The sequence below is a fragment of the Pseudomonas sp. S31 genome, assembly GCF_016648105.1.
Lineage (GTDB): Bacteria > Pseudomonadota > Gammaproteobacteria > Pseudomonadales > Pseudomonadaceae > Aquipseudomonas.
Map to the genome: position 1 here is coordinate 104,039 of NZ_JACVVE010000012.1, position 16,956 is coordinate 120,994.

Below are 16,956 nucleotides of genomic sequence, written 5' to 3' on the forward strand. Positions count from 1 at the left end.
CCATGAACATGAGCACCAACAGCTACCTCGAGTATTACCTTTCACTGCTGGCCTGGATCATCAATAACGGCATCTGGAACACCTTGGCGGACACCGGGCTGTTCGCCGCTCCGTTCGGCGCGATCATCCTGCAGGAATGGTTGTCAGCTCGCCAACAGGGTGCCGACGAGGGCAACAAGGGACTGTTGTCGATCCCTCGCGTCGAGAACCGGTTGTGGATGAGCTACGTGGTCATATTGTTCGGCTGCATGCCGTTTTTCCCACTCAACCTGTCCTCGGTGAGCTTTGACGATGCGGCGAGCCAGCGGTGTGGCGTGTCCATGGCCAAACCTGCGGATACGGCCTGGGGCACAACCTTCAACACCATCGGAGAGAAGTCAGCGAATGTCCCGGTGTGGTGGTTCCTGGTGCATGCCATGAGCAAGGGCATCACCGCCGCCGCGACCGCGTCGATCCCCTGCGCACCCGACATCCGTGCGATGCGCATGGAGATCGACAGCTCGCGGATCAACGACCAGGTACTGCTGCAGGAAGTCGCCGACTTCAACCGAGACTGCTACGGCTTTTCGCGCTCACGGCTGTTCACCAATCGGCCCGATTTGGACGAATCCCAGAGCTACGACGCGTCCTGGATCGGCTCGACCTACCTGCTCAACACACCGGGCTACTACGACACCGATCGCTCGCGAACGCCCAGGATCGATTGGCCATACGACGAGACCCGGGATACCTCGCTGCCCCAGCTCGACAACGGTGCTGGTTATCCCACCTGCAAGCAGTGGTGGAGCGATGGCACCATCGGATTACGCGATCGCTTGGTGGCCCAGATCGATCCATCGCTGATGTCGCAGTTGCGGGGCTGGCTGACTGGGCGCACCACCACCGAGATCGAAGACGCAACCTTGCGAGAGCTGGTGAGCCCGCGGCAACAGTCATTGAGCATGGCACCCGGGCAAGTGTTCCAGGACTACGGCAGCAGTGCCCGTGGTGGATCACTGACGCAAGGGCTCAACAACCTGGCCACCAACACCGGCCTGGCCCTGGGTTCTTTCAGCAACTTCCCAGCGATGAATGCCTTGCGTGCAGCCTTACCCATGGTTCAGGCCTTCCTGATCATGGGCACCATCATCAGCTTGCCCCTGGTGCTGCTGATCAGCACCTACCAGCTCAAAGCGCTGATGACGGTTACCTTCGCGCTGTTCACCCTGCATATGCTGACGTTCTGGTGGGAGCTTGCGCGCTGGATCGATTCGAGCATGCTGGAAACGCTATACAACCAAGTTTCAGCCACAGACCAGGCACTGTTGTCGTTGCCGACGGCAGGATTCATGGACGGGACGGTCACCGCGCAGGTGATCGAGTACGTTATGGGTGCAATGTTCGTGGTGCTGCCGATGTTTTTCCTCGGAGCGATGAGCTGGGCTGGTTACAACGTCGGCAGCAACGTTCAAAGCTTGCTTACTCAGGGCGCGGAAAGCGCCAAACTTCAAGCTGGGAAAGGATCATCTCAAGTTGTCGGGGGTATTCAAAAGCTCAAGTAAAAATCAGCGTAGTGACCCGTGATCGTCATACATCTCAGGATACTTGAAACGATGGCGAGGGTGACTCACTTCGAAAATATCAGGCTCATTATCAGGTGCAGTTATTGGCAATGCTGCGATTGTCCAAAGCGCAAGCATCCCAAGCGCTAAGAAAAGCGCAACTGACGCAACCGCAAGCAAGATGAGCAATTTGAAAATCTGCAAGCCAGTTTGCCGATACTTAAAGGGCACTGAAGCTAATGCACTGGAGTTCAGCACCGTCGCTTCGAGTCGCTTGACCATCCGGCCAGCACCAACCGCAGCGTGTATGCAATGCTTGCCGATGCTGGTCCGACTGGAGGTTGAAGAAGCTGTAGTCGACATTTGATTGGCTCCTTTCCCGTCATTTCGCTCGCGGCCATTTGGTTACAGCCAACTTGGATCCAAGCTTTAGCTTACTCTTCTGCCGCTGATTTCCATGACCGTTGATCACCTGGACGTCGCGAATTATCACCCGTGGCGCTCAGTGGACTTGCGGCTGGAACTCATGCGAAAAGGACCATTGACGCTATGTCGGTTCGCTTGTTAAACCAATTGTGCAATCGCTGGTTTTCCAGCATCCCAGGTAGCCATAACCTTTGAGGCTACGTCACGCACGTGATGGTTATCCCCAAATGCGATTCGCGTTCGGCAGCTCGCATGGTCACCGCTCCCCGGTGATGAACGCCTTCTAATCCCGTTAGCTCTCTGAGCCCGCGTCTTCGACGCACCTAACCTAATCCATTCCAGTGCTGGGAATTCTCCCGCATGGGTGGCATTCCTCCGCACCTTCTGGAGGATCTCATCATGCTGCGTTTCACAGGGACTGAACTTCACGCCGTGTTGGCAGAGGCCGGTATCAACGGTTGCAGAGTGATATTGGTCAAAGACCACGGCGTCTACCTCATGTCAGAGGTTGGCGAAAGCAAGCCAGATGGCGGTGGACGTAAACGCGTGGCCTACGCCACCGGTTGCAACCCTGCCGTCGACGACTTCGACGCCTGGTGGAATCGCGCCCGCGATGAATTTGGCGGCGATGATTTTGCCGAGTACTTTGACATCAATGATCCCGTTCTCGCCAGCCTTCGCGGCACCGCAGGATCGCTGGTGGTGGAGGCCACCTCCACCCACCTTTACCTGGCCGCCGAGGTTGATCCTGCGGGAAAAGCTTGAACGTAAAAGCGAGCACTTCGCGCTTCCCGAGAGGCACCTAGCGGGCCTTTCGGGAGGCATTACACACTACGTTCAGGCTGAGTGGAGATCGCCGCTGGTCAGGAACTCAAGGCCGCTAGTCTTCCTTGGAACGCCCTGGATAGACCCGTTCAAAAGAGGTCATGATCGGGGATTGACCCCACGTCCAGGCGCGTTTTAATGGACGGACGCTCCCTGCTCGGTGGTTGATCGGATCGGGCAATCCACACCAAACCTCAGAAAGGTGACGCGGAATCTGCTAACCGGAGGCCACCATGTCCAGGATGAACCACCTCTCCACTGCCATTGTGCTGAGCCCAGGTGTCTGGCAGCAGTTCATTGAACCTGCCGCAGGCCAGGAGCCGGTTGGACAGTACGCACTGCGCTTGGCTGGCCTACTCAATAGCGCGCTGACTTCTGCACCGCTTGCCCTGCACCGTCCCGTAGCACTGCAACTCGACCTGCTGAGGAACGGCACTTCAGAAATTGCCCATCTGCCGCAGCTTCAGCTGGCTCGTGTAATACCACGCAGCGGCCCGGCTTTTTTACTCGTCCGACTGCCTGATGAGAGCGCGGTAGACATCGCCGCCCTCTGACCCACTCAGCACCGTCACTATCCCCTCTACCCCCACCGGGAACCCTTCCCGGCCGGGCAGCGTTCCCCCCTTCACGACCGGAGAACGCCATGTCCGATATCTACCTGGACGTCACCAACAAGATCGTCAGTGCCCTGAGCCAGGGCGTGATCCCTTGGATCAAACCTTGGACCACAGCAGGTTCGAGCGCTGACTCCCCATTCCCTATCAACGCCATTACCCGGCGCCCCTACGCCGGCATCAACGTTCCACTCTTGTGGGCTGAGGCCCGCCTGCGAGGGTTCACCCATGATCGCTGGCTGACCTTCAATCAGGCACGCAAGGCTGGCGGCCATGTGCGCAAGGGCGAGCAATCCACCCTCGCGGTGCTGTACAAACCGATGAGCAAGGAGGCGCATGACGAGGACGGCCAGGTCGTTCGCGATGAACAGGGCAACATCAAATTGGTGCAGTTCGCACTCCTGCGCACGCACTGCCTGTTCAACATTGAGCAGACCGAAGGCTTGCCTGACGAGGAGCCAGCCTCCATCGAGCACACTGAGCCCGCGGCCTTCATCGATCATGAACCGGCAGAGCAACTGCTGGTCGCCAGCGGGGCGCGTATCGAGCATCGCTACAGCGATGACGCGTTCTATCAGCCGATTCGTGATGTGATCCAACTGCCAACGAAGGCGCAGTTCGAAGACGTCGGCAGCTACTACGCAACGGCTCTACATGAGCTGACGCACTGGTCGGGCCACCGTACTCGTCTGAACCGTGAAGGTATCATCGGCGGGCATACATTCGGCTCCACGGCGTATGCCTTTGAGGAGCTGGTCGCAGAAATGGGCGCCGCGTTTCTCTGCGCACTCACCGATACCACGGGTGAGTTGCGTCACGAGGAATACCTGGCGTCCTGGCTGAAGATACTTAAGGAGGACAAACGAGCCATTTTCCGCGCCAGTGGTCAGGCGCGGGAAGCCTCTGAGTACCTGTTGGCCTTGCAGTCCGATCAAGCCACGGATACACCCGCACGCCTCACCGCGTGATTTTACTCACCCAACAAAAAGGCCCCTATCCGGGGCCTTTATTTTGTCTGCAGCGCGACTTTTACCGCTGTCAGTAAGTCAGTGATTACTGCACCCAGCTCTCGACGGTGTCCGAGCCGTGCTCCTGCTTCCACTGTTTGAGGATCTTGTGGTTGCCGCCCTTGGTTTCCACAACCTCACCGCTCTGCGGATGCTTGTAGCGTTTCACCTCGCGAGGCTTGCGCTGGCTGCTGGACGCACTCACGGTCGGTACGCTCAGGCCCTTGGCCGGATCCAGAATGCTGATCACCTGGCGCAGGTCCATGCCGTACTCTTTCAGCAACACTTTGAGTTTCTGTTCAAACTCGATTTCCTGCTTCAAACCGGAGTCGTTCTTCATGGCATCCAGCTGTTGCAGCTGCGCGGCCAGTTGCGCTTCCAGTGCTTTGAACTCGGCAAGTTTGGACATGAAAGATTTCCTAGGCGTGGGACAAGTGCTGGGATAATAACTGAGATCGCGGCTTTAGCCGAGGGTTTACTTAGAGCGCACACGCTCTTGCACAGCGCCGGTTAAAACGACCTCGCTTGGTCGCTCAATCAGACAAGTGCTGACACAGGTGTGCCACAAGTTCTCGCGGGTTTGCGCTGTTTCCGATCTTAAACACGATATCGCGCTGGCTGCGCGGCAGCTTTTTCGCGCAGCGCTTGGCCGCTGATCGGATGGCCGTATCCGTGCCATGAATCCGATCGGCCAATAGCACGACCAATACCGCATCACTCAACGTCATCCGCGCCCACGCTCTAGCAATGATGCTGGGCAGTCTACGCCCTGAACAAGGGACCGCTATTCCGATCGGCCGCCGATCCCGATGCGCCTGGCTTCGAATTATCACACGCGTGAAAAGGGCCAAGGCGGTAAAGGGGAACGGCGGCAATGGAAGGGGGCGCAAGGGTAAGAGCTCTATCCGAAAAGGCAAAAGGACCTCCCGAACGAACAGCAGGTCATGCGATGAAACGCTGGTGGTTAACATTTCAAAAAGGTGAGGCGGCAGAGCCCGCCCCCACGCCCATCGCCGAGGGCTTCATGCTCCCCCAGTCGGCCGAATCTCTACTCGCCGCCGATCACCGGAGAAAGCTGCTCGAACGCATCTGGCAGTACACGGCACTCTCCGAAGCGCAGTTTGATCGGCTCTACCTCGAGCCCATCCGCCGCTACGCCCGCTACGTACAGCAACTTCCGGCCAGCGAAAGCCATCATCACGCCTATCCCGGGGGCATGCTCGATCACGGGTTGGAGCTGGTCGCCTGCAGCTTGAAGCTACGCCAGTCGTACCTCCTCCCCAGCGGTGCTGCACCGGAGGACCAGGCCGCGCAGGCCGATGCCTGGAGCGCCGCGATTGCCTACGGTGCCCTGCTCCATGATATCGGCAAAATCGCCGTCGACCTGCAGGTCGAGTATCAGAATGCCGAACGCTGGCACCCTTGGCAGGGCCCGCTAAAGCAGCCCTACCGTTTTCGCTACCATCCAGGCCGCGATTACAAGCTGCACGGCGCCGCGGCAGGGCTGCTTTATACGCAGATCCTGTCGCCCGACCTGCTCGACTGGCTCAGCGCTTACCCCGAGTTGTGGGGCCAATTGCTGTTCCTGCTCGCCGACCACTACGAGCACGCTGGCACACTCGGGGATTTGGTGCTGCAAGCTGACCGGGTGTCTACCGCGCAAAACATCGGTGGCAATCCCGCGAAGGCTTTGCAGGCGCCCAAGCACTCGCTGCAGCATCATCTGCTGACGGGGCTGCGCCACTTGGTCAAGAACGAGTTCAAGCTCAACCAGCCCGGCGCGGCCGGCTGGCTGACCGAAGACCACCTGTGGCTGGTCAGCAAGACCACAACTGACAAGTTGCGTGCGCATCTACTCGCTCAGGCTGTGGACGGTATTCCCTCATCCAACATCGCCTTGTTCGATGAGCTGCAATCCCATGGCTTGGTGGAAGCGACATCCGAAGGTAAAGCGGTCTGGAGCGCCATTGTAACGGACGATGACTGGCAGCATCGCTTCACTTTCCTCTGCCTGCAGCCGAGCCTTATCTGGGCTGATGAAGTCCGACCCGAATACTTCGGTGGCACCGTTGAACCGATGAACAACGATCCCGTACCGACTAGTGAAACCAGCGAGTGGACACCGGATCGGCCGCAACCAGCCCCGGAAGTAAAACCGCTGGAACTCAACCACCCGATTCAGGATTTCGACTACCTTGACGATATGCTGGACATCTTGCAAGTGACAGCCGAGCTCGACACTGGATCAAGTACGGGAAGCCTGCAATCCGCCGCTTCGGCACCCAAGGATGCCGTGGGGCTAGCCTTTCTCGAATGGATGCGCGAAGGAGTTCGCAGTCATCGCTTAGTGATCAACGATAGTAAGGCAAAAATACACACCGTCAACGGTACATTTTTTTTAGTCACACCAGGCATCTTCCAACGCTATACAGCCGAGTATCCAGTGCAACCTGACGAAAACAAAAAGACAGAACCTTGGCGACAAATACAACGTCATTTTGAGAATTTAAATATACATCAGAAGCGAGCTAACGGGCATAACATTTGGACCTGCAAGGTAAAGGGCCCGCGAAAAAAAAGTTTATTAAATGGTTACTTTCTGCAAAAAACTGTTGACCTCTGCGGTGAAACCCCATCGGACAATCCCTTTTTAGAGTGTACTGGCGAAAAATTATAAATTTTTGCTTCTTAAATCCTAAAAATCCTCTGGAGACTCCACTCCCTCCACCCACACAGCGGCTAGCAGTAGTTCATAGAACCAGAACCGACTATGCCGTCTCTACGAATCGCCTGCGTTGAGGCAGTAGACATCGCAGGCTACATCTGTGCCGTTGAGGCTGAGGGGCTACCGCTGTAGCGGGGACACCACCAGCCAAGCCCTGCTTTGAGTAGCTCAGAACAGGGCCCCTCTCGGTTGGCATCACTGACCCTCGCGTGATAGCAAAATGCTAGACAGCCTTCCATGGAAAAGGTAGCGTTCGACTGCGCGATTCTGTCCGCTAACAAAATGAGATATTTATGGAAAGCCCTAGCAAAAGAATTCTCTTTGGAAAGAAATACCGAGCCATCTACAACTCAGATGCGCCACCTAACCTTGGTTACCTTGACATAGTGTTTGAGCTCGTAAATGGCGAGCTTCAGCTGATCAATAGCAAAGAGCTATTTTGCGAGACTGCGCAAGTATTTGTTACAAGCAACTATCACGACATAGACACAAGATTCAGCAATGGTGAAATTTTTCAGATAGAAGCGATACCTACCACCCAAGAATGGAAAGAAGGTGACTGTCGGTATGTAACATCCTCGGGAAAAGTAGAGCGCGGTGGTTTACCACGAAAATCTGCGCTTCAAATCATCAGCACCGCCCTACCCTCTCCCAACGAAAAAACTATCTACACTGAGTCGCCTCCATTGACTCCGCTTATAATGATAAAAAATGGAGACTCTCTTTACGGCCCACTTCAAGCTACGGCAGAAAGCGACAATGATGGGGCCACAATTGTAAAAGTCACTGCACTGGAAGGTCCATTTCCTGGTAAAAACGTCAACGGAAGCATTCGAAAATATCGCTATGCCGGACTAGAACCCGGAGTAGCCCACTACGACGTACGAGGCGATAGATTTTCGTTTATTATTCGCCCAGACATGTTCGAACAAGAACACTGCGAATATGTAGACTTTGCATCAGATGATGAGATTGTAAAGCTAGGGAGTGAACTACTAAAAAAAGTGAACTTCAAGTCCTTTACAAAACATGAGCAACTAATGTTCCGCGCAGCCTTAAGCAAGGCCAAAAACATACCAAACAATGCTTCAGAGCAACTCAATAGGTTCTTTAATTTAGCGACAGCCACGGCTGACAAGCTGGACTCCATTGACTCAGCCCTCCACGACTATTTGCAGTCATCACTGGGCCACGACCTACTTTCCAAGCACATAGAATCCCGAGAAGATATTTATCTCAGGAAATTTAAAAGCGAACGAGAGGAAAAGCTATCCGAAGAACTTTCAGCTCTAACTCAAAAGGTTGAAAAACTTAAAAACCTTCAGAAAAATTTAGAATTTGAGAACCAAAACGCTACAGAACGACTCGAGCAGCAAAACGCCACCTTCAAAACTCAACAACGTGTCTTCGTTGATGAGGCAAGGAACAAAGAACGCAGCGAGCTTGAATCTGACATTACAAGGCTAAAAACGGAGCTAAAATCTTTAAAGGAAGAACATCAGCCTTATAAAGATCTCGAAACTCTGCAAAACCAAATCACGGATGCAAATGCTCGTTTGAAAATTTATCAAGAGCAAAGTGATATGGCGAAGAAAAGTAAAGACCTAATGGAGGACGAACTAAAGCAGAGGGACGAGGAGCTCCGTAAAAAACTGTTCACCTTACGACCGTACGTTGAAACAATCTCGGGGATGACCTATCCGGTAGAAGAATCACTAAATGCTCTCCCACATCACACAGCAAGAGAAGTAAGCTCTGAGACACTGCTAGCAGAGCGTACAAAATATATCGACGAAATTCGCCTAAAGCTTTCAGCCAAAGGTCGCTACTACCCAAAAGATTTTATCGCTAACATTTTGATCTCCATTCAGCAGAGCTTCATTGTAATTTTCTCCGGTCTACCCGGAGTTGGAAAAACCTCACTTGTAAAAATTCTGGCGGACTCGAAGCAACTGTCATCACGCATGCTCAACATCTCCGTAGGACGGGGTTGGACTAGCCAACGCGACTTAATTGGTTATTTCAACCCACTCTCGAGCCGAATGATTCCGGCGCCGACAGGCTTCTATCAATATATCAAGTCATGCCAGCATGAAAAACATGAGAGTGCAGCACCTCTGTGGGTGCTTTTAGACGAAGCCAACCTTTCGGCAATCGAGCATTATTGGGCCCCGTTCATGGGAATGGCGGACAGCGAATCAGATAAAATACTGCGCGTGAGTGACTCCGATCTTCCAATGAAGGTACCGAACTCTCTTCGATTTATCGGCACCATCAATAACGATATGACTACTGAGCCACTCAGCCCACGACTGATTGACAGGGCCCCTATTATCGCCCTACATCCTACCGACGAACGAAATGATGATTTTCTGGCTGAAGATGAAGCTCTTCCTCTAGAACTCCCGATTAGCCATCGCACGCTGCAAGAAATGTTCGACATTGATCAAACACTCCCACTAGAGGACGAAAGAGAAGCAATCAAGCACCAAATGTCATTTTTCCAGGAAGTCAAGAACCTTCTGATGGATGACAATATCGCTTGGGGCAAACGCTGCGTGGTTTCTAAGCGTAAAGAAAATGCAGTTGAACGATATTGCCTTGTTGCTCATCCTCTAATGCGCTCGAGTTCAGATATGCGAGCTCTCGACTATGCCCTAAGCCAACACGTACTCCCTCTACTACAAGGAAGCGGAGATGGTTATGCAATCCGCCTCGAGAAGCTTCTCGATTTGTTGGACAAAGACGACTTCAAAATTAGTCACGGCCTACTTCGTCGCATGCATGAGACAGGTAAAATTGATATGAACTCGTTCAGCTACTTCTCACACTGAAGGAGCTAACCATGATCGAAATATTACTTTTAATCCAAGATCATGAAGGCATAAAAAGCTATAGCCTCCAAGAAAACTTTACTGAAATTCCTGCAATCCGGGAGACTGATGCGGTTTCTTTCCGTGCTATCAGCCCCAGTAATTTTGGCGAACCCAAAATTTTCATTCAGGACCATTGCATAGCATTGAATCGGCCGACACCCACTGGGGACTTCACTGAGCATACGGTGGAATTTGGCCGATACCTTGCAAACCATTTTGGAGTTACATCTCTTGCTGTTGGTTTCACTAACAGCGACGAACTCATACGAATAACGCCTGTCGAAGTTTACGCAACAAAGATAAACAAAGAACAAGCTGAAAAGATACTAATCTATCTTTCATCTAAAATGAGCGACGTCACACATTTGTGTTTCACGAAAACGCATATGGGCTCAGATCAGAGACCTGGAAACCCAACTGACACACTAACGAAAATCGATTTCTCTAGAAAAGCGCTCGAGCTGCTCATATCCAACCGCCATCGCTTTGCAACCCAACCATGTAAGCGCTCAGTGGAATTCTTGCATGTTAGCAACTATGAGAACTCAACACACATAACCGACAGGGATATTGCCTGGCTATTCCAGCATCTAGATCAAATCTACCCAGCACCATACGATGATGCAAAAGTAACAATAAACAACAGACATTACTCGATCGATCAAATTCAAAGAACCAACTTGAAGAGCGACACAAATCTTTTTGAAAACCAGGTTATCTACAGCTTCTTGATCAACATGAAGATCTTTCTGACTTCAGTGCCAGACTTTAGAAAAAAGTATAATTTACATACCCCTTACAAGGACTACTACACTTTTGATAGCATTCTACAAAAAGTAGAAGCCCCGTTAATGGAGCGCCGTTATCGAGAGGCGAGATCACTACTACAGCAATGCAACGAACTAATAGCCTTCTTTGACAAACATATCCCTTGCACTATTCGCAGTACGGTTGCGCCTATTCTCACGCCGCAAGCAAAACGTTTCACGCATTACGAGCGCGCCTTTAGAACAATTGACTCTTGGTATAAGCTTGGGCAGCCTACGTGGAGCGGTAGCAACTATCTATTTGGACTCAAATCCCTTGACAAACTTTACGAATTTTTCTGCCTATACAAAATCGCAGACAAATTAAATGACTTAGGATACGAGCTGACATCCAGCAGCTCGCTGGAGCCAGATCGGGCGTTTGGCCTTAAAGGCCGCCCTACAGCTCAACCTCAAGATCGGATCACAAATTACTATAAATTTGAATCCGACGAAAAAACCCTTGAGTTGTTTTATGAGCCTACAATTTGGGGGTATAGCGAGGCATCGAAGGCGGGTGAACTGGTGGATGTCCATCATAGCAAATCAGCCTCAAAACCATATTTCACTCCTGATTTTGTTATCCGTCAGGACTGTGGCGACGATTTTCCTACCTACTACATTTTTGACTCCAAATACTCAACCGAAAGTCAAACTAGAGATCGCCATCTACCATCAATAATTGAAAAATATTACTTAAAACTCAAAGCGATAAGCAAAAACCATCAAGTCGACTCAAGGGCGATCAAAATGGTTTATGCATTAATCCCTAAAACCTATACGCAAGAGCAAGGATATCATGGAGGCCCATTCAACCTTTATGATAAGCTCCCAGCCAGTCCATTCTTCGGCTTTTTAAAACTTACTCCCGACGAGGAACGCCCGCTAGACAAACTTCTCACGACCCTCTTCAAGAGAACCTCATCAGATTTAGAAGCTCAGCACTTCAACCTACGCGCCGCAGCTTTAGGATTGAAGCCTATAGAAACACGCCCCCTCTCCGTTATTGCATAAGAATATTGAAATCTTGCATCCAAATGCTGGCCATGAAAGCGAAGCTTTCTGGCCAGCATGTACTCAAATCAGACACAAAGTTGTTATTGCCCTTTACCGCTTATAGCACACCATCCCAATACTAGATAGATACACGTCACCTAGATAGGATCATCGATTCAGTTCAAACTATGGGACTCCCCTTATACGAAAACTCTAGAGCCTCACTAAATTAGCGTGATCGATTCTGTTTCCTGGCTGCTCGGTCTCGCTTCTGTCGCAACTTCTTCTTTTTCTTAACCGCGTTAGACTGGCCTCGAACAGTTCGTTGAAGCCCAAACAGCTTTCGCTTATCCAGCGGGATTAGGTTGGCAGGCTCAACATTGAGCTCATAAGGCTCAGCGATCTGAATGCATTTATGAATATCATCGAGAATGTCAGATTCAGTGATATCCAGCGGAATGAAGTCGGCCTGCGCCTCAATGTACTCATGTAGTCCCGCATGCCGTAGAAACGCCCCGAAATATTCGAGCTCATCGGTACCCATCACTTTGCCGTGAAGCAAAGGACGCTGAGCCAAGTAAGTGTTCAGCGTTTCGACGCCTTGGCCAAGGTGGAGCATCGCATCGACCAGATACTCAAGGTCGGTGATGCACACGACCCAAGGATAGGGGGCATCGGGCTCCTTCTCGAGCATCAGCGCAAGATTCGTGGCAACGGGTCCAAAATCATCCCGAGTAACACAAATGCAATAGATGTTCTCGATCTGCTCGCGCTGCAGTTCTATCAACAGATTGCCTTTCTTGTCGTACAGCGGGCTCGACGCATTATTTAGAAGACGAGTCCGCAATGCGTTGCCTTGATCGTATGCTTTCTGGATACCATTGCGCCCTCGGAAATGGTCGCGGATCCTCAGCGCAGCTTTCGAGGGATCACGTAGTGGTTCCTTGGGCGGTGACGCTTTTGCTTCAACGATGTAGACATTTGCGCCATGGACAATAACCAGATCATGCTCACCGTGCGAGTCGGGCCGGTCAAACGCGCTGTCATAGAACTGCGCTGTGCCTGGAAAGATTTTCTGCAAATGCTTGCGGGCTAGGTGTTCGAGTCGCCGATCGCGTTCTTTGAAATATCGAGCGGCGCAAGGCCCTTGAGTCAGATGACTTTCCAGTTTTTCGATGATGGCCTGATAGAACGCGTTGTTTACTAGGTAGAAAATACGCTCACCATCGGCAGTCAGCAGCGGGCGATCAATGATGGGGTTGCTCTCGGTGATGTATGTGATCGCAGGTGCAGCCCCTCGGACGGTGACAAAGTGCTGCATCAAGCAATTCGTCATCTCCACGCCAAACTCATCTAGCAACTGCTGACGCTGTACCTCGAACAACATTGTACTTCCACACTCGAACGCTTCTATGTGGCCGCGCAGGTCTGGCTGGTTACGGACGCGCGCGATAGCCTCCTGAAGGTTCGCGCCCTGGCTTAACTCATGGAGAAATTGCTGACGCATCGCCTCGATGGCCTGCACAGCATCAACCACCGGGCTTGCATTCGCCTCAATCACCGTCTCAATGAAGCTGGCCATCCGCAGCAGCTCAACGTGAGACAGGCCAAAGGCTTCGACGGTGTCCTTCTCAAATCCAGCAAAGCATGTATTGATCCACTCCTTGATCTGCTCGCTCGATGCTTTGAATCCAGCCATGAAATAGTGCATGAAGGCAGGCATGGCGATTTCGCGTTGGCGGCGCCACTCGAAGCTAAGCCCGATTGCATACTCCTGCTCCGTAGGGAAATACGCCAAGCCATAATTTTGGAAGATCGACTCCAGACGGCGAACCAACTGTACATGGCGCCCCTCATCTAGCGGCTTAGGCTCAATCGGCTCAGGCTGACTACTGGCCAAGGCGAGCAGGTACATGCCCTGCTTGAGCGGTGAACCGAGGTTCTGCTCCCTGCGCCCATGGTTGAAGTTGCTCTGCTGGGTGGAAACGAAGCTAGTGAGATCTTGCAGGCTTAGTTCAGCTGTGAGCTTTTTGAGCTTGTCGACTTCGGATAACAAGCGCTTGTGCAGGTTCAAGTTCATGGTCATCCCTGACTCCTCATATGGCAACTGGGCTGAAATTTTCCGCGACCAGGCGGCAGCGATCCTAAATTAAACGCTAGTAATGACTCTAACGTCAGAGCCCGACACATTCTTTATGTACGAATAACTGGTGCCGAGCACAGCCAACTGATCGGCAGAAACTTTGGCGGCCGAAATACCAGGTTGGACGATCACAAAGCGGAATACCATCTCGTGGTCGTGGCACTTATTGCGCAGCAGCTCCAAATCCATGGGCTCACCCTTTAGAATCCTGTCAAAGCCTTTGGGCAACGATTGCTGGTAGCGCTGCAACAACCGATTAAAAAACTTTTCTTCCGTGTGCAACCACTTCACCGAGCGTGATGCCTGGCCGCAGACCTCGTAGACGTCGGAAACGCGGGCACCCGGCCGCGCCTCGCCATCTTGCTGAGGGCAATACTTGCAGTGGTATAGGTCAACAAAGATAGCGTCCTTGCTTTCCTTGATCGCCACCAGGTCGGCGATCTCACCGGCGCCATCATCGTTGAAAATGAACGTGTAATCGTCCTCGATTCGGCTGTAGGTGAACCCTTGAACGGTGTCCGGGTTTCGGTCCGCCCGCATCGACTCGCTGTGGATCTGAGTCGTGCCCCAATCCCAGACTTCGATCAGGGCGACCGGCAGCTTCAGGTCCAAACTGTTGGGGGAAAAGTAGCGGTAATTGCCTTCGACCATCGAACCGTCAACGGCCAGCAGCACCAATGGGTTGCTATCCAAGTACTGCTCGAAAGAGCACTCTTCAGCAAAGACGATCTTGACCCCCGGGCAGGAAAATTTGAAGCCGTCATCCTGCAGCCGTATAGCGATGTCAGGCAGTTGGCGCTCCGTGCCATCAACTGCCGTTGCGCTGATAGGCACTCCCAGCGTGAGCGCATCGATTCGCCGAGGCTTGCCCAGCTCGACATCCAGCAGGTTGAAGACCTCAGCCAGGTACGCCAGCGAGATCTTCTGCTCATTTTCGATCAGGATTGACGCCGGCCAATCAGCGTAGAACATGCCCTCGGGCCATGCCCCCTCGATCTTTTCCGAGCGAATCACATCTTTGAGCACATCAGAGGGGTTGATCGTCGCGTCGTTGAGCTTCTGCGAGGCGCGCTTGCACCACTCGATCCAGTCGTTGATGCTCGAAGCGTTCATCTCCCAAATCTTGCCCTTGTGCGAGCAGCCAACGGTGGTGCGCTGGCCATCCTCGTAGCCGGTTGCGAAGATGTTGGACTTTCTCGCCGTACCGTTCTCGATTTCACTGATGACGGTATTTATGTCGCGCCCAACATGCATGGTGAAGCGCAGATCCTTACGCATGCGCGACAAGCCCACGTTCTGCAGCTTCATGAGTTTGATGCCATGCAGGGTGCGGAAGGTCGGCTCGCCGCTGATGCGCCGGGCATCCTTGGCGATCAGGCTCAGGAATCGATTGGTTTGCGATTCGTCCCCGGAAGAATTAACGAACAGCGTCTTGTCGGGCGCATGGTAGTACGCCAGATAGAGGATCCAGTTGGTGTCCACGATCGTCGACGTCTGCGCCCAGCCGACGGGCGTTTCGCGCCGCGTTACCATGATGATGGTGTCGGCTTCGTCGTTGATGGACAGTAGCTGCAGCGGCTCTTTCTTCTGCGAGAAGTGCTTGGCCTTCTCGGGCCTCCAATCGGTGCGTTCCACGTGATAGGCGATCGCACTGATCTTGGGGTTGGGGTTCAAGCCGAAAATGTCCTCGGCATCGGCATCCTCGGGAAACTGTTCGGTGAACGTTTCCTTCTCGATCTCGCGGGCGATCTTGTTCTGACTGACATCGCGGATCACCGCACTCCAGTCGGCACTTTCCTTGTACAGCACCGCCATCTGGTAATCGACTTTCTGGTTGGCGATGTTCGAGACGAACTTGGCGTCACCGAGCGTATCATCGACTCGCGTCAGGCGACCGATAAACTGCAGGGTGACGGCGGGACTACGGTGCTGGTCATGGATAGCCGCAATCTTCAGCTCCGGCAAATCGAACCCTTCGCCCAGCATGTCCACACAGACGATAATCTTGTATTTCTTCTCGACAATTTCACCCAGCAGCTTGGCCCGGTTTGGCACCTTGCTATGGATGAGGATGGGCGAAAGATCGTCATGCTGTTTGTACAATTCAAACAGTGCGGCGGCACGCTTCTGTGACCTTGCACGCACCATCAGCAGGTGATTGAGCCCTTGCGCACGATCGTTTCGTAACAGTTCGACTGCCTTGTCAGCCACCACCTGGTCAGCCAGTTCCAAGTTGTACTCGCGCACCGGATGGAACTCGATCGCCTTGAAGTAGCCATCGATCTGGGCATCCTTCAGCGGGTAGTTATAGATGATCTTGCCGTCCAGCGGCTGGTTATCCTCCCGGAACGGAGTGGCGGTGAATTGCAGGCAAGGCTTGTCCTTGAACGCGGTTTTGACCCTGTCCCAGGTCATGGCGGCCACATGATGCGCTTCATCGATGATCAGGTGACTGCACAACGCCGCCAAGGCCTCCAAGGCCGGTTGGTCGAAACGCTGTAGCGCTTGCGGCGTGGCGACAATGACGTTGGCCTCGGCTAGCTGTTGGACCTCGTCAGCTGAAAGGCCTGAACCGATCGCCTTTACCATTGGGTTCAGTGCGGTGACCGAAACGGCACCAATCTCCCGTAGCTTTTTCAGTTCAAGGCATTTCTCGACCAGCTGCGAACGCAACGGGTCGGAAGGTACTAGCACCAGTGCCCTAGGCAACCTTCCGGCGACCAGCAGCCCGAGCATGGTATCGGTTTTCCCGGTACCGGTCGGCATCACGATCGTGGCGGTCGTGGCGGGTGCCATCACCAGGTGCCCCAAGGCGGAGTACAGCGCTGCCAGTTGCGGCTTGCGCAAACCAGGCGTCTGAGTTTCCCGGACGGCCAGATTGAAATTAAACAGATGCTGCTGCCAGCTGCGATAGACGTCTGCGTACTTCCCTGCTTCAACGGCCATTACGGGTACCAGGTGGAGGATGAGAATTAGCCTTATCCAGCTAATGGCCAC

At 53.1% G+C, this 16,956-nt stretch carries 12 protein-coding genes; 7 read left to right on the forward strand and 5 right to left on the reverse strand.

All coding sequences use genetic code 11. The features are described from left to right. Nucleotides 1–2 precede the first annotated feature (2 nt). Complete coding sequence (locus IAE37_RS11560; RefSeq protein WP_201173560.1) at nt 3–1,541, forward strand: conjugal transfer protein TraG N-terminal domain-containing protein; 1,539 nt, start codon at nt 3–5, stop codon at nt 1,539–1,541. A 3-nt stretch (nt 1,542–1,544) separates the two neighbouring features. Here the strand turns inward: IAE37_RS11560 and IAE37_RS11565 are convergent, their stop codons facing one another. Beyond that, entirely contained in the window at nt 1,545–1,904 is a 360-nt protein-coding gene (locus IAE37_RS11565; protein ID WP_201173564.1) for a hypothetical protein, read from the reverse strand. A gap of 462 nt (nt 1,905–2,366) precedes the next feature. Here IAE37_RS11565 and IAE37_RS11570 point away from each other — a divergent pair, with 462 nt between their 5' ends. The 3 genes from IAE37_RS11570 to IAE37_RS11580 all read left to right on the forward strand — a co-directional run bounded on the left by IAE37_RS11570 (nt 2,367) and on the right by IAE37_RS11580 (nt 4,374). Continuing rightward, nucleotides 2,367–2,732, forward strand: a complete 366-nt coding sequence (locus IAE37_RS11570; protein ID WP_201173567.1) for a DUF3085 domain-containing protein — start codon at nt 2,367–2,369, stop codon at nt 2,730–2,732. Between the two features lie 293 nt (nt 2,733–3,025). Then, nucleotides 3,026–3,346, forward strand: a complete 321-nt coding sequence (locus IAE37_RS11575; protein WP_236409911.1) for a hypothetical protein — start codon at nt 3,026–3,028, stop codon at nt 3,344–3,346. Nucleotides 3,347–3,435: 89 nt separating this feature from the next. Continuing rightward, entirely contained in the window at nt 3,436–4,374 is a 939-nt protein-coding gene (locus IAE37_RS11580) for an ArdC family protein (protein WP_201173570.1), read from the forward strand. Nucleotides 4,375–4,459: 85 nt separating this feature from the next. On the opposite strand, the gene IAE37_RS11585 is transcribed toward IAE37_RS11580, so the two are convergent. Continuing rightward, nucleotides 4,460–4,822 carry a histone-like nucleoid-structuring protein, MvaT/MvaU family gene (locus IAE37_RS11585; protein WP_201173573.1) on the reverse strand — a complete coding sequence of 121 codons (363 nt, stop codon included), beginning with the start codon at nt 4,820–4,822 and terminating at the stop codon, nt 4,460–4,462. Between the two features lie 124 nt (nt 4,823–4,946). Then, the gene (locus IAE37_RS28785) at nt 4,947–5,141 is read right to left on the reverse strand and encodes a DUF7740 domain-containing protein (RefSeq protein WP_236409912.1); all 195 of its coding nucleotides are present in this window, start codon (nt 5,139–5,141) and stop codon (nt 4,947–4,949) included. A 221-nt stretch (nt 5,142–5,362) separates the two neighbouring features. On the opposite strand from IAE37_RS28785, the gene mobH reads away from it, so the two are divergent. From mobH to IAE37_RS11600, 3 genes are all read left to right on the forward strand, one after another. Beyond that, on the forward strand, nt 5,363–7,090 hold the full coding sequence (mobH, locus tag IAE37_RS11590; protein WP_201173576.1) for a MobH family relaxase: 1,728 nt from the start codon (nt 5,363–5,365) through the stop codon (nt 7,088–7,090). Nucleotides 7,091–7,431: 341 nt separating this feature from the next. Beyond that, entirely contained in the window at nt 7,432–9,972 is a 2,541-nt protein-coding gene (locus IAE37_RS11595; protein WP_201173579.1) for a hypothetical protein, read from the forward strand. 11 nt (nt 9,973–9,983) lie between these two features. Next, on the forward strand, nt 9,984–11,834 hold the full coding sequence (locus IAE37_RS11600) for a nuclease domain-containing protein (RefSeq protein WP_201173582.1): 1,851 nt from the start codon (nt 9,984–9,986) through the stop codon (nt 11,832–11,834). Between the two features lie 211 nt (nt 11,835–12,045). Here the strand turns inward: IAE37_RS11600 and IAE37_RS11605 are convergent, their stop codons facing one another. Together IAE37_RS11605 and IAE37_RS11610 are read right to left on the reverse strand one after the other, a co-directional pair. Continuing rightward, nucleotides 12,046–13,902, reverse strand: coding sequence for an NERD domain-containing protein (locus IAE37_RS11605; RefSeq protein WP_201173585.1), 1,857 nt, complete (start codon nt 13,900–13,902; stop codon nt 12,046–12,048). Nucleotides 13,903–13,965: 63 nt separating this feature from the next. Beyond that, on the reverse strand, nt 13,966–16,905 hold the full coding sequence (locus tag IAE37_RS11610; protein ID WP_201173587.1) for a DEAD/DEAH box helicase: 2,940 nt from the start codon (nt 16,903–16,905) through the stop codon (nt 13,966–13,968). Between the last annotated feature and the right edge of the window lie 51 nt (nt 16,906–16,956).

Bases quoted from the DNA above. Each gene is read 5' to 3' on its own strand.
- IAE37_RS11560 (WP_201173560.1), top strand. From the start codon at position 3: ATGAACATGAGCACCAACAGCTACCTCGAGTATTACCTTTCACTGCTG.
- IAE37_RS11565 (WP_201173564.1), bottom strand. From the start codon at position 1,904: ATGTCGACTACAGCTTCTTCAACCTCCAGTCGGACCAGCATCGGCAAG.
- IAE37_RS11570 (WP_201173567.1), top strand. From the start codon at position 2,367: ATGCTGCGTTTCACAGGGACTGAACTTCACGCCGTGTTGGCAGAGGCC.
- IAE37_RS11575 (WP_236409911.1), top strand. From the start codon at position 3,026: ATGTCCAGGATGAACCACCTCTCCACTGCCATTGTGCTGAGCCCAGGT.
- IAE37_RS11580 (WP_201173570.1), top strand. From the start codon at position 3,436: ATGTCCGATATCTACCTGGACGTCACCAACAAGATCGTCAGTGCCCTG.
- IAE37_RS11585 (WP_201173573.1), bottom strand. From the start codon at position 4,822: ATGTCCAAACTTGCCGAGTTCAAAGCACTGGAAGCGCAACTGGCCGCG.
- IAE37_RS28785 (WP_236409912.1), bottom strand. From the start codon at position 5,141: ATGACGTTGAGTGATGCGGTATTGGTCGTGCTATTGGCCGATCGGATT.
- mobH (WP_201173576.1), top strand. From the start codon at position 5,363: ATGAAACGCTGGTGGTTAACATTTCAAAAAGGTGAGGCGGCAGAGCCC.
- IAE37_RS11595 (WP_201173579.1), top strand. From the start codon at position 7,432: ATGGAAAGCCCTAGCAAAAGAATTCTCTTTGGAAAGAAATACCGAGCC.
- IAE37_RS11600 (WP_201173582.1), top strand. From the start codon at position 9,984: ATGATCGAAATATTACTTTTAATCCAAGATCATGAAGGCATAAAAAGC.
- IAE37_RS11605 (WP_201173585.1), bottom strand. From the start codon at position 13,902: ATGACCATGAACTTGAACCTGCACAAGCGCTTGTTATCCGAAGTCGAC.
- IAE37_RS11610 (WP_201173587.1), bottom strand. From the start codon at position 16,905: ATGGCCGTTGAAGCAGGGAAGTACGCAGACGTCTATCGCAGCTGGCAG.